This window comes from Deinococcus sp. QL22 (genome assembly GCF_023370075.1).
In the GTDB taxonomy this organism is placed as follows: Bacteria; Deinococcota; Deinococci; order Deinococcales; family Deinococcaceae; genus Deinococcus.
Map to the genome: position 1 here is coordinate 307,320 of NZ_CP097149.1, position 12,445 is coordinate 319,764.

The following is a 12,445-nucleotide window of genomic DNA, read 5'->3' on the forward strand; positions in this document are numbered from 1 at the left end:
GAACAGTTACCCAACTCCTCAGTTCACTTCCAGATAAATCGCCTTCAGGTATTCTGCTTCGGGGAACGAGGCGTGGTGGTCAGGGGCGTGGCGCGTGGTGCGCTGCTCGCGCCAGCCCCGGCCACTGTGGTCGGCGGCCCCGCGCACCGCGTCCCAGAATTCGTCGGCGCTGACATGGGCGCTGCACGACGCACTGACGAGAATGCCGCCCGACGACAGATGCCGAATGGCATCGGCAGCCAGTTTGCCGTAAGCGCGAATGGCCCCTTCCCGCTCAGTTTCACGGCGGGCGAGGCTCGGGGGGTCGAGAATAATCAGGTCGAAAGTCAGGTCTGTATGGGCCAGCCAGTCGAACACATCGGCCTGAATGGTTTCGTGAACGGCCTCTGCGATTCGCGGCTGGCCCGCGTTCATGGCAAAGTTGCTTCTGGCACTGGCGAGCGCGTGGGCGCTGAGATCAAGGCTGACCACGTCGGTGGCTCCGCCCCGCGCCGCATATAGACTGAAGCCGCCCGAGAACGAGAAGGCGTTCAGCACGCGCCGCCCCTTCGCCAGGCCTTCAACCCGGCGGCGGTTCTCACGCTGATCGAGAAAAAACCCGGTTTTCTGGCCGCGCACCACGTCGGCCTCAAACACAATGCCCGTCTCATGAAAAACAACGGTGGACTGAGGCAAGTCGCCCTGCATGACCTGCCCATCGGCCAGCCCCGCCGCCCGCGCCCGCTCCTGAATGTTGCGGCTGAGGCGCAGCACCACCGCGAAATCGGGGAACCGTGCCGCCAGCAGCCCTAGCACCCGCTCCAGATGCGGAAACCAGGCCGCTGTGTACAGCTTGACCACCAGCACCGAGCCGTAGCGGTCGAGTACCAGTCCCGGCCAGCCGTCCGATTCGCCGTTGATCAGGCGGTAGCCGTCGGTATCGGGGCCAAACAGCGGCGTGCGGAGGTCGAGCGATTTATCCAGATGGGCCGCCCACCAAGCGTCATCAAGGGTGGCAGGCGCTCCGGCGTGCAGCACGCGCACCCGCAATGGCGACTGTGGATCGTACAGGCCGATAGCGAGAAAGCGGTCACGGCGGTCATAGATGACGGCCAATTCTCCGGTGTCGCCCTCGCGGTTTTGCTCGCGCACGCTGGATTCGTAGACCCACGGATGGCCCGCCCGCACGTAGCCTTCTGCCGCCGCCGTAATGCGGAGGCGCAGGCGAGGGGGAGTTGGGACAGATTCGGGGGAAGACATCCCTAGAGGTTAGCGCAAGCGGCGAAAGAGGAGCGGATAGGCAAATGAAGCAACGCGCCTTAAAAGTCCACCATAAAGTTTTAGGTGTGAAACGCCTCATGCTTCCGCTGATCAGTACCGCCCTTCTGCTGGCGGCTTGTGGTGGTGGCGACCCAACCCCACCACAGCCACAGCCTGCACCAGTGCGCACACCAACGCTGCATCAGGGCGTATGGGCATGGGCTGCGGCCAACACTTCGGGCACGATAGTGGGGAGCGGCGTATTGATCCTGTCCGAACAGGTCATTGAATCTGGACGCCCAGTTGCGCTTGGCATCTACACCAACGAGAGCCAGACACAAACGGGAGTTACGGTAGTTGGGCCGATTACAGCAGCGGGGAAATTGGAAACTGCGTTCTCATATGACCTAAGCACGACTGGCAACAATATCTATCTGGCCGCCAGCGACACCGATGGACAATTTGAAAACTATCAAGGTTCGGCAGCCTTTTTTGGGGGAGGCGAAATATTCAGTCGCACGGCACAGCAACCCGGTCAGGCAGTGTATGTCGGCATTTTGCAAGCCTCTACTGAAGTGCCCACGAGCCAGAGTGCAAAAATTCAGGCCCAAAGCGCCGCCCGCACCTTGGCCGTTGATGCTGTGAAACGACAATTTGCCAGCAACCGCACCACGAAGCTGAATTTGGCCTCAGCCAGCCAGAACTTCAGCCCATTGCAGAGTGCGGCGGCAAAGCTGTTGAATAACCGCTAAGACCAGAGCAAAAAAGAGAGGGGCCACCGAATCAACCCGGTGGCCCCTTCTCATAATTTTTGCCTCAATCTGCCGCTAACGTCACGTCTGCCGGGTAGACCTCGATAATCCCTGCCGCGCCCATGCCGCCGCCGATGCACATGGTAATCAGGGCTTTGCCGCCGCCGCGCCGCTGAAGCTCGTAGATGGCGCTCGTGGCAAGCTTGGCCCCGGAGCAGCCCAGCGGATGCCCCAGAGCAATCGCACCGCCGTTCACGTTCATGATGTCCTGATCCAGCCCGAGTTCGCGGGCCACGGCGAGGCTCTGTGCCGCAAACGCTTCGTTCAGTTCGATCAGGTCGATATCGGCCAACGTGAGACCCGTTTGGGCCAGCACTTTGGGCACGGCTTTCACGGGGCCGATGCCCATCAGTTCGGGTTCCACGCCTGCCACCGCAAAGCCGAGGAACTTCGCCAGCGGTTTGATGCCGAGTTCCTGCGCCTTCTCGCCGCTCATGATCAGCACGGCTGCCGCACCATCCGAGAAGGGGCTGGAATTGGCCGCGCTGACGCTGCCGCCCATCTTGAAAGCGGGGCGTACTTTGGCCATATCGGCAATGTTGGCGTCGCGGCGAATCAGTTCATCTTTGTCGAAGTTGACGGTGGTGGACGTGATCTTGGTGCCCTTCACCTTGTCCACGCGCACCGGCACGGCAATGATTTCGGCGTCGAATTTGCCCGCATCCTGCGCGGCGGCGGCCCGCTGGTGGCTGCGGTAGGCAAAGGCATCCTGATCTTCACGCGACACGCCGTATTTGGCGGCCACGTTTTCGGCGGTCAGGCCCATGCCGATGTACGCGCCGGGACGCACGTCCACCAGTTCGGGATTCGGGCTGGGGTTGTGGCCGCTCATGGGTACCATGCTCATGCTTTCCACGCCGCCCGCCAGCATCACGTCGGCCTGCCCGGACTGAATGGCTGCCGCCGCCATAGCGATGGTTTGCAGCCCGCTGGAGCAAAAGCGGTTCACGGTCACGCCGCCCACCGTATCGGGCATTCCGGCCCGCAGCGCTGCCATTCGCGCCACATTCAAGCCCTGTTCGGCTTCGGGAATGGCGCAGCCCAGATACACGTCTTCCACGAGGGACACGTCAACGCCTGCCCGCCGCACGGCTTCATTCAGCACGAGGGCGGCCAGATCATCGGGGCGAGTGTTGGCGAGCGTGCCTTTAACGCCCCGGCCTACAGGGGTACGAACGGCTGAAACGATAACTGCGTCACGTAAAGTCATGATGATTCTCCTTCCGAACATGCACCAAATTCCATACGGTCTGGTGCGCTTCTCTGAGGTTGTTCTTTTCTAAAGCCTGCTGTAAGTCACCTAACACAGCCGTTTCCACCGAAGAGCGCGCCGCTATCCATTCGTCGAAGGCTGTAAACCTTAACTCTAGAATCACGGAACAAACACTGTGGGTATGGTCTGTTGTTCTGGCACACTGCACCACGAATCTTGTAGTCGCTTGGCCTAAGCCAAGTACGAACGTTCCATTCTAGAGTACCGGGTGCCAGCTCAAAACTTATATAAGACGTGACTACAGGGAACGGTATCCTTGCATCGTCGAACTGCGTACCATCTTTACAATTTTCGATGTCATCCAACTTACTCCTCAATCCATTGAAAACTCTGACGGCAGCATGTCGGAATCTATCTACAGAGCTTAGTGTCTCGTAGAACTCTGGGAGCGTCATCCCACACCCCCCACCACCCGCGCCACAAACCCCTCTACCGCTGCGTCATATTTCTCCGGGTCTATGTTCCACACCCGAATATGTTTGCCGCCTTCTACGCGGTGGTATTCCACGATGTCGGGGCGGGCGGCGGCCAGCGCATCGGCCTGAGCAATAGGAATGGTACGGTCGCGCGTGCCATGAAACAGCAAAATCGGCACAGTAAAGCGGGGCGCGGCCTGAAGCTGGTCTACAGCGTCGAAGTCCTGCCCCGAGCGGCGGGTCACGAGGCGCTGCACAAAGCGGGCGGTCTGGCGGGCCATGATGGGCGGCAGGCCAAAGCGTTGCCCCTGCCAGCGAATCGTATCGCGCCAGTCGAGGGCCGGACAGTCCAGCATGACGCCCAGCACGGGAATGGGAAAGGGTTGGAACTTCTCGCGCAGCACGCTCAGGGCCACGTTGCCGCCCATGCTAAAGCCGTACAACACGGCGCGGCGGTAGCCATTGGCTTTGGCCCACTCCAATGCGGCCAGCACGTCTTCGGCCTCAGTGTCACCCAGAGAGTGGTAGCCCTTGCCGATGCGCGGCGCACCAAACGCATTGCGGAAGGTGACGAACAACGAGCCTGCCCCGGTGCGCTGCAATGCCGGAAGCATCCGGAGCGCCTGAGAACGCTGCCCGCCGTGCCCGTGAATCACGATGATCAGCGTGTCAGGTTCGCCGGAACTTGGGGGAATGTGCCAGGCGGGCATCTCCCCCACTGGCGTAGAGACGGTGGTGTCGGTGTAGTCCACGCCCAATTGGGCAGGCGTGCCGTTGTACACGAAGCTGGAGGCCCATGCCAAGGCTCCGTGCGGCAGCACGCCGCGTTCTTCTTGCACGCCGCGCCGCACCAGGGTTCCGGCCAGGCGTGGCGGCCCCAGCACTGCGTGGCCTTTATTGGGCTTCAGCGGCACAATGCCGATTACGCCGCGTGACAGGGTTTCGGGCAGGGCAGGCAGCCAGATGTCGTTGCCCCGCCGCCCGACTGGAACAAACACGCCCTTCACCCGCCGCGTTTTGGAGCGCAGGGTAATCTCCGCGCCCGCCAACGTGCCGAGGCCGAGGGCTACGGCATACGCCACAGCCGCCCAACCCAGCACACGCCCCTTGCGAATCTGGCCCAGAGCGGGAAGGCTCAGCCGTTTGGTCTGCTTGATTGCCATTTCTTATTCACCTCCCCTCCCCAGAATGCAAAACTCACGATTCTGCCCGGCTCTGGCTGACCGCGTAGCAGGCCAGCACGTTGCCGGAACCCTGCCAGGTGCGCGTGTGCAGGAGCTTAAACGACACGGGCGGTCTGTCCACAAACAGCGGTGTGCCTTCGCCTGCAATGACCGGAAAGGTGGTGAGATGCAGTTCGTCGACGAGGCCGTGTGCCAGCAGATGATTCCACAGCACCCGGCCTGCGAACATAAATATTTCCCGTCCAGCCCGTGCTTTGAGGACGGCCACTTCCGAAACGGCGTCGGCCACCTTCACGATTCGGGTGTTGCTGTCCCAGGGGGCCAACTCCTGCGGGGTCAGTTGATCGGACACCACGATTTTGTCCATGCGGCGCTGCAACTCGGCCAACTCGCGCCGGATGGCGGTAGCGCTGGGATCGTTCACCACACTTTCCCAGTAGCGCATGTTGTCCAGAAAATTGCGGCGGCCACTCAGGATCAGCGTATCGGCGGCCCGCATGCGCTCGGCGGTGTAGTGATCGAAGTTCTGATCGCCCTGATACTCCGGATGGAAATACTCGAAGATGGCGTCCAGGCTGCGGCCTTTGCCCTCATAAAACCCGTCCAGAGTCACCAGATTGCTGACGATCAGTGTTCGCATTCTCTCCCCCTTTGCCGCGCACCTACTCTTCAAACCGCCCTGCTTCGTCCGTGATGACCTGCGGTGCTCAGTTTCTCAGCGGCTTGCCCGTTTTCAGCATGTGGGCAATGCGGTCTTGCGTGCCCTTCTTGCCCAGCAGCGTCAGGAAGGCGTCGCGCTCCAGATCCAGCAGATGCTGCTCGGACACCCTGGCGGTGCGGTTGTTACCCACGCCGCCCGACAGGATTCGGGCCAGTTGGGTGGCGACCTGAGCGTCGTAGGCGCTGGCGTAACGGCCCTCGGTCATGCCGTACAGCGCACTCTTGATGGCCCCGATGGCCGCGTCGCCCATCACGGGAATATCGGTGCGGGGGGTGGGCTGGATGTAGCCGGGCGCGAGGGCCAGCACATGCCGCTTGGCTTCCATCAGCAGGTGGCCTCGGTTCATGGCGACTGTATCGCCAGCACGCAGGAAGCCGAGGGTGCGGGCTTCGAGGGCGCTGGTGCTGACCTTGGCCGTGCCGATCAGCTCGAAGGCACGCTGTACGGCGGGAAGCAAGGTGGCTCCGGTTTGCTGGCCCGGCTGCAACTGATCGGTGAAGCGCAGCAGCATTTCTTTGGTGCCGCCGCCGCCGGGAATCAGGCCCACGCCCACTTCCACGAGACCCATGTAGGTTTCGGCACTCGCGACCACATGGTCGGCGTGCAGGGTAAATTCCGCGCCGCCGCCGAGGGTCAGGCCAAAGGGTGCGGCAACGGTGGGATGTGGGCTGAAGCGCAGGCTCGTCGTGGTCTGCTGAAACTGCTTGATGGCGTCGTCCAGTTCGTCCCATTCTTCGGCCTGGGCCTGGGCCAGTACGAGCGGCAGGTTGGCCCCGGCGCTGAAGTTCTCGCCCTGATTGCCGATCACGAGGCCCGCGTAGCCCATGCTCTGCACGGCTTTATGGCCGTCCTGCACCATCCGCAGTTGGTCTTCGCCCAGCGCGTTCATCTTGGCGTGCCATTCCACCAGCAGCACGCCGTCGCCGAGGTCTACCAGACTCGCTCCAGCCTTCTTCTTGATAACCTTGGTGGCGTCCTTTTTCAGGTCGGTCAGGATGAAATACGGCGCGGCGTAGGACGTCGGCTCGCCCGCAGGTGTCACTACTTCGTCTGCACCGTAAAAGCGCTCGCGTCCGCTGGCTTTCATGGCGGCCAGCAGCGGCGGCAGGGTGCGTCCTTGCGCCTCTAGGTTGGCAATCACGGTCTGCACGCCCAAAGCATCCATCGTCTCGAAGGGGCCTTCTTCCCAGCCGAAGCCCCATTTCAGGGCGTTGTCGATGTCTTGCAGGCGATTCGAGACGTTTCCGGCCATTTTGGAGGCGTACCAGAAGCCGTCGTTCATCACGCCGCGCAGGAAGTCGCCTTCCTTGCCCTCGGCGGTATACAGCGCCTTCACACGGGCGGCGAGGGGCTGGTTTTTCACGGCCTCCACAACTGCAACGCTCACTTTGCCCCGGTCTTCATACTCCAGCGACTCCAGATTCAGGCTCAGAATCTTGGTCTTGCCCTTCTCATCCTTGGTCTTCTGATAAAAGCCGCTGCCGGTTTTGTCGCCTAGCCATTTCTTCTCCTCTACCAGCTTGCGGAATGTGCCCGTGAGGGTGAAATCTTCGTCAGCAGGCGTGGCTTTGCCGAGGTCGTTGGCGACGTGGTAGATGATGTCCAGCCCGCTCAGGTCGGCGGTGCGGAAGGTGGCACTCTTGGCGCGGCCCAGCGCAGGCCCAGTCAGCACGTCCACTTCGTCGGGGGTCAGACCCGTCTTTTCCATGTGCTGCATGGCCCGCACGATGCCGTACACGCCGATTCGGTTCGCCACGAATCCAGGCACGTCGTTGGCCACCACGATGCCTTTGCCCAGCACGCTCTCGCCAAAGTCGCTGAATTCTTGCAAGACGGCGGGGTCGGTTTTGGCGGTGGGAATGACTTCCAGCAGGTGCAGGTAGCGCGGTGGGTTGAAGAAATGCGCCCCCACGAAACGCCGCTGGAAGTCCTCGGAGCGGCCCTCGATTTGCAGGTGCATCGGAATGCCGCTGGAGTTGCTGGAAATGATGGCGGTCTTTTTCGCCACGCCTTCCACCCGCGCCCACAGGTCACGCTTGGCGTCCAGCTTCTCGATGATCGCTTCCAGAATCCAGTCGGCGTCTTTCAGCTTTTTCAGGTCGTCTTCCAGGTTGCCGGGCGTAATCAGCGCGGCGCGGGAAGCGTCCATGAAGGCGGCGGGGCGAGCTTTGAGTGCCCGCGCGATGCCCTGCTTGGCAAGGAAATTCCGGTCAGGATTATCGGGCAAAACAATGTCCAGCAGCAGCACGGGAATGCCAGCATTGGCAAGCTGCGCGGCGATGGCAGCGCCCATCACGCCTGCACCAATTACGGCGGCCTGACGAATGTTCACGGGTAATTTCTGCATATGTCCTCCGGGGGAGAGAGAAAACGGGCGATCAGGGACTGCGGCCCTCAGCATGGGCCAACAGTCTGAACCCGGTTGGATTATTGAACTCGGTTCAAAGTTTAGGGCGCGGCGGGGGCATTTGTCTATCGGATGAGGAAGCGGGCAAGGGGCGGGGAAAGTCTAAAGGTCTGAGTGTCTAAGGAGGGGCAATCGCTGACGCTCACTCACCCGGCTGTTGTACAGCGCCCCTCTCCCACAAAGGGCGAGGGCAATACCGCCCGAATTGCCACCCTAGATCGTCCCCGCCCAATTCAGTGTGAGGCCCCAAGGTGCGTGCAACGCGCGGGCCAATTCCAGTGTCAAGACGACTGGCAATTTCGCTTCAGATGAACGAGCAAGCCGGGTGTGGACGCAACAAGATCAGTCCTCCTCAGCGGAGCGTCGTTCCCCCTCCCCGGTGGGGTACTTGCAAAGCTGCGCAGCAGAGGGGACTGGGGGGTGGGGCAAGCTTCACACACCGCCCTCAAATAAACCCCTTCACCACAACAACCAACCCCAACCCTGCTAAAGCTGCCAATGCCGCCAAGCTGAGGCGGCGGTCTACCTTCCAAGCGCCGAACGCCACCCACACCGCCGCCAACACGGGAACCAGCGCCACGCACGCCACCCCCACGACGGCGTAATCGGGGAAGAACACGCCCACCGCCAACAACGCCACCGACAACCAGAACCCAGCCGGATACAACCACGCGGGCAAGCCTGCCAACTCAGATTTCTGACCCTCAGCACTCATCCATTCCCCCAATACTTCCAAAGAAGTTGCACAGCGGTAAAAATAAGCAGCAGACTGAAAAACAGTTTCAGTTGTGCGGCGGGAATCCGGCTTTGCAGGCCCGCTCCGGCCCGTGCCCCGATCAGGACGCCCAGCGCGATTCCGGCGGCTAGGCGCACGTCCAGCAATCCGCCCGCCTGATACACCAGCGCGTTGCCCACGGCCGTCAGGCCCATGATGAAGGTGCTGGTGGCAATCGCCTGACGGATCGGCACGCCCGCCAGCAGGTTCAGCACCGGAACTTGCACGGTGCCCCCGCCGATGCCCAGGAGTCCGCTCATGATTCCGGCAAAGGTCATGGCAGGCGGCACGAGGCGCGAGGGCTGGCGTTCTACCTCGACCCGCCGCAGGCCGCGCAACAGGTTGTAAGCGGAGTAGAGCAACAGGCAGGCAAACACCGTTGCCACCGCCCGCGCAGGCAGCACCAGCCCCAAAAAGCTGCCCGCCGCGCCGCCCGCGATGGTGTACGGCGACAGCAGATAGCCGGTACGCGCCCGCACCAACCCCTGCTGCAAATAGCTGGCCGCCCCGCTGAGGCCCACCGCCAGCACCCCGATCTGGCTCACGGCCACCGCCTGACTGATGCTGATCTCGCGGCCAAAGTACGGCAACACAAATTCCAGCGCCGGGACAACAATGACGCCGCCGCCGAGGCCAAGAATGGCCCCCAGTACGCCCGCCAGGATACCAATGCCGATCACGGCCAAGGTCAGGGCGGAAATCAAGGCCGAACACTCCGGAAAAAGGGCGACATTATCCAAGTTGTCTGGGTCACAGGTGCGAGGCTAACACGGTCTGAAGGCCGGGCGTTCCACTTTGCGGGCCAGAAGGAGTCAAATAGGGCGGCTATGTTCTTTGCTCCTCTCTCTTGTTCTTTCATCTGCCCCCTGCCGCGCCCATGACCGCCCCCGCCCTGACCACGCTGCGCCGTTTGCCTGCCGCGCTGCCCATGCTGATCGCCGCGTTCATGATGGGGCTGGCAACATCGTTTGCTGCGCCTTTCATGCCGCTGTTCGCGGTAGAGACGGCCAAGATGTCGCCGCTGCAACTCGGCCTCTTTTTGACGGTGACATCGGTGGGCAGCATTGTGCTGAGTACCCTGATCGGGCGTTGGTCTGACCGCTTGCCCAGCCGCCGCCCCGCCGTGCTGCTCAGCATGGGCAGCGCCGCGCTGGGCTTTGTCATGCTGACCACCACCACCGCCTATGTGCCGCTGCTGCTGATCGGGGCGCTGCTGCTGGGCACGGGCGCGTCGTCGTTCCCGCAGCTGTTCGCCTATGCACGGGTACAGTTCGGCTCAGCGGGGGCAGAGGCCGCCCAAAATGGTCTGACCACCCTGCGCTCGGTGTTTTCGTTGGCGTGGGTGGCGGGGCCGCTGCTGGGGTCGGTACTGGTGGGGGCGCTGGGCTTCCGGGGCCTGTTCCTGTGCGCGGCGGCGGCGTATGTGGGGGCCGCGCTTCCGGTCATCTTCAGCCGGGGGCGTTCGCGTGCTGCCTTGGCCGCCGCCTCTATCGCCTCCAACCTCACCGAAACGCCCGCACCTGTCGGCCCGCGCCAACTGCAATTGATTTCGCTGGGGTTCGTTCTGTACGGCACTTCCCTGGCTATGGGCGCGGTGGCCCTGCCCTTGTTCATTACGCAGGAACTGGGCGGCAATACCGGGCAGGTGGGCCTGCTGGTAGGCCTGTGCGCCCTGCTGGAAATTCCCATCATGCTCAGCTTCGTGCTGCGGCCACCACGTTTCCGCACGGCGACCCTGATGGTGGTGGCCTTCGGACTGTTGGCCGCCTACAGCCTGCTGACCGGACTGGGCGGGCTGGTGGGCGGCGCATGGCTGGGCCTGATGCTGGCGGCCCAGGTCATCCGCGCCGTGGTCATCGCCATCGCGTCCTGCCTCGGCATGGCCTACTTTCAGGAATTGATGCCCGGACGGGTGGGCGCGGCTACCACGCTATTTGCCAATACAGGCAGCGCCGGAAACCTGGTGGCGGGCTTGCTGTCGGGGGCTTGGGCGCAGGCATTCGGCTACGGCAGCGTATTCGGGCTGTGCGCCGTACTGGCTGCCGTCGCTTGCGGCCTGATGGTGGTCAGTCGGCGCAAGGGGGGCAGGCGGGAGTTGGTGGCCTGAGGGTTGCCGTGCAATTCGTTTGAATCCAGCCGCTGCACTCCCCAGCTACCCACCCTGTTTCTGTACATGTAACACTATTCGTCCAGATTTCCACCCCAAGGGCGGCGGCGAGTATGCGTAGACTCGGAAGCATGACGGATGCCCTTTCCCAGTCGGCGTACAGCCCCGAACGTCCCCTGCGCGTGGCAGTGATCGGCAGCGGCCCCAGCGGAGTGTTTGCCGCCGAAGCCCTCATCAAGCAAACGGGCGTGCCTGTGCAGGTAGATGTGTATGACCGTCTGCCCACGCCTTACGGCCTTGTGCGCTACGGCGTGGCCCCCGACCACCTGACGATTAAAAGCGTGACGCGGGGCTTTGAGAAGACCCTGAACGACCCCCGTGTGCGCTTTCTGGGCAACGTAGAATTCGGCACCGACCTGACGCACGAGGAAGCCCGCGCCCATTACGACGCCCTGATTTACACGGTGGGGGCCAGCAGTGACCGCCGCCTAGGCATTCCCGGCGAAGACCTGACCGGAAGCATGAGCGCCACCGAATTTGTCGCGTGGTACAACGGCCACCCCGATGCCGCTGCCCGTGACATGGTGCTGACCGCCGGGGGTGTGGCCGTGATCGGCGTGGGCAACGTGGCGCTGGACGTCAGCCGGATTCTGGTCAAAACGGTGGCCGAACTGCACGAATCCGACATCGCGGCGCATGCGCTGGAAGCTCTGGCCCACAGCCACGTGCGCGACGTGTGGGTATTGGGCAGGCGCGGCGCGGCACAGGCCAAATTCACGACCAAGGAACTGCGCGAGTTTGGCGAGCTGCACGAGGCCGACCCCATCGTGAAGCCCGAAGAAGTGCTGGTAGACGAGGCCGCCGAAGCCGCGATCACCGACAACGCCGTGAAGAAGAATCTGGAAGTGCTGCGTGATTTCGCCGGACGCACGCCAGAAGGCAAGCCGCGCCGAATTCATCTGCGTTTTCTGGTTTCCCCCACCGAGATTTTGGACGACGGCAACGGCCACGTGGCGGGCCTGAAACTAGAGCGCAATACGCTGGACGAGGCAGGCAACGCGGTAGGTACGGGCGAATTTGAAACCCTGCCCGTGCAGATGGTGCTGCGCTCGGTGGGCTACAAGGGCGTGGCCCTGCCTGGAGTGCCCTTCGACGAGCGCCGGGGCGTGATTCCCAACGCAGAAGGTCGCGTGGAAGGCCGCCCCGGCGAGTACACCGCCGGATGGATCAAGCGCGGGCCGAGCGGCGTGGTGGGCACCAACCGCAAAGACGCGACAGACACGGTGGCCCACCTGCTCAGCGATGTGGCGGCGGGCCTGCTGTCCCCCGCGCCCCAGGCCAGCGCCGAGGCCGTAGACGCGTTGCTGGCGGGCAAAAGCGTGGACGTGTACACCTTTGAGGACTGGCAGGCGCTGGACGCCCACGAGCTGTCGCATGGGCAAACGCTGGGCCGCCCGCGTGCGAAGGTGGTGCATAAGCACGAGATGTTGACGCACCGGAAGCGGTGAACA

The 12,445-nt window shown here is 62.8% G+C and carries 10 protein-coding genes; 3 read left to right on the forward strand and 7 right to left on the reverse strand.

All coding sequences use genetic code 11. The annotated features are described in order from the left end of the window. Positions 1–18 precede the first annotated feature (18 nt). On the reverse strand, positions 19–1,239 hold the full coding sequence (locus tag M1R55_RS01425; RefSeq protein ID WP_249392983.1) for a 23S rRNA (cytosine(2499)-C(5))-methyltransferase: 1,221 nt from the start codon (positions 1,237–1,239) through the stop codon (positions 19–21). A gap of 44 nt (positions 1,240–1,283) precedes the next feature. Here M1R55_RS01425 and M1R55_RS01430 point away from each other — a divergent pair, with 44 nt between their 5' ends. Further along, positions 1,284–1,991: a hypothetical protein gene (locus M1R55_RS01430; RefSeq protein WP_249392984.1), complete on the forward strand. Its 708-nt coding sequence runs from the start codon at positions 1,284–1,286 to the stop codon at positions 1,989–1,991. A 64-nt stretch (positions 1,992–2,055) separates the two neighbouring features. Here the strand turns inward: M1R55_RS01430 and M1R55_RS01435 are convergent, their stop codons facing one another. The 6 genes from M1R55_RS01435 to M1R55_RS01460 form a co-directional block, all read right to left on the reverse strand. Beyond that, on the reverse strand, positions 2,056–3,261 hold the full coding sequence (locus M1R55_RS01435; RefSeq protein WP_249392985.1) for a thiolase family protein: 1,206 nt from the start codon (positions 3,259–3,261) through the stop codon (positions 2,056–2,058). Positions 3,262–3,715: 454 nt separating this feature from the next. After that, positions 3,716–4,903 carry a S9 family peptidase gene (locus M1R55_RS01440; protein ID WP_249392986.1) on the reverse strand — a complete coding sequence of 396 codons (1,188 nt, stop codon included), beginning with the start codon at positions 4,901–4,903 and terminating at the stop codon, positions 3,716–3,718. A gap of 34 nt (positions 4,904–4,937) precedes the next feature. Beyond that, a complete protein-coding gene (locus M1R55_RS01445; RefSeq protein ID WP_249392987.1) occupies positions 4,938–5,564 on the reverse strand; it encodes a dihydrofolate reductase family protein in 627 nt (208 codons plus the stop codon). Positions 5,565–5,631: 67 nt separating this feature from the next. Then, entirely contained in the window at positions 5,632–7,992 is a 2,361-nt protein-coding gene (locus tag M1R55_RS01450; protein WP_249392988.1) for a 3-hydroxyacyl-CoA dehydrogenase/enoyl-CoA hydratase family protein, read from the reverse strand. A 505-nt stretch (positions 7,993–8,497) separates the two neighbouring features. Further along, positions 8,498–8,767 carry a hypothetical protein gene (locus M1R55_RS01455; RefSeq protein ID WP_249392989.1) on the reverse strand — a complete coding sequence of 90 codons (270 nt, stop codon included), beginning with the start codon at positions 8,765–8,767 and terminating at the stop codon, positions 8,498–8,500. Continuing rightward, positions 8,764–9,531: a sulfite exporter TauE/SafE family protein gene (locus tag M1R55_RS01460; protein WP_249392990.1), complete on the reverse strand. Its 768-nt coding sequence runs from the start codon at positions 9,529–9,531 to the stop codon at positions 8,764–8,766. Before M1R55_RS01460 ends, M1R55_RS01455 begins: the two co-directional genes overlap by 4 nt. A 173-nt stretch (positions 9,532–9,704) precedes the next feature. Between M1R55_RS01460 and M1R55_RS01465 the strand changes: the two genes are divergently transcribed. Continuing rightward, the gene (locus M1R55_RS01465) at positions 9,705–10,934 is read left to right on the forward strand and encodes an MFS transporter (protein ID WP_249392991.1); all 1,230 of its coding nucleotides are present in this window, start codon (positions 9,705–9,707) and stop codon (positions 10,932–10,934) included. Between the two features lie 131 nt (positions 10,935–11,065). After that, on the forward strand, positions 11,066–12,442 hold the full coding sequence (locus M1R55_RS01470; RefSeq protein WP_249392992.1) for an FAD-dependent oxidoreductase: 1,377 nt from the start codon (positions 11,066–11,068) through the stop codon (positions 12,440–12,442). Positions 12,443–12,445: the final 3 nt, after the last annotated feature.

What these genes read in the sequence shown, in the direction of transcription:
- M1R55_RS01425 (WP_249392983.1), bottom strand. Translation starts at nt 1,239, where the DNA reads ATGTCTTCCCCCGAATCTGTCCCAACTCCCCCTCGCCTGCGCCTCCGC.
- M1R55_RS01430 (WP_249392984.1), top strand. Translation starts at nt 1,284, where the DNA reads ATGAAGCAACGCGCCTTAAAAGTCCACCATAAAGTTTTAGGTGTGAAA.
- M1R55_RS01435 (WP_249392985.1), bottom strand. Translation starts at nt 3,261, where the DNA reads ATGACTTTACGTGACGCAGTTATCGTTTCAGCCGTTCGTACCCCTGTA.
- M1R55_RS01440 (WP_249392986.1), bottom strand. Translation starts at nt 4,903, where the DNA reads ATGGCAATCAAGCAGACCAAACGGCTGAGCCTTCCCGCTCTGGGCCAG.
- M1R55_RS01445 (WP_249392987.1), bottom strand. Translation starts at nt 5,564, where the DNA reads ATGCGAACACTGATCGTCAGCAATCTGGTGACTCTGGACGGGTTTTAT.
- M1R55_RS01450 (WP_249392988.1), bottom strand. Translation starts at nt 7,992, where the DNA reads ATGCAGAAATTACCCGTGAACATTCGTCAGGCCGCCGTAATTGGTGCA.
- M1R55_RS01455 (WP_249392989.1), bottom strand. Translation starts at nt 8,767, where the DNA reads ATGAGTGCTGAGGGTCAGAAATCTGAGTTGGCAGGCTTGCCCGCGTGG.
- M1R55_RS01465 (WP_249392991.1), top strand. Translation starts at nt 9,705, where the DNA reads ATGACCGCCCCCGCCCTGACCACGCTGCGCCGTTTGCCTGCCGCGCTG.
- M1R55_RS01470 (WP_249392992.1), top strand. Translation starts at nt 11,066, where the DNA reads ATGACGGATGCCCTTTCCCAGTCGGCGTACAGCCCCGAACGTCCCCTG.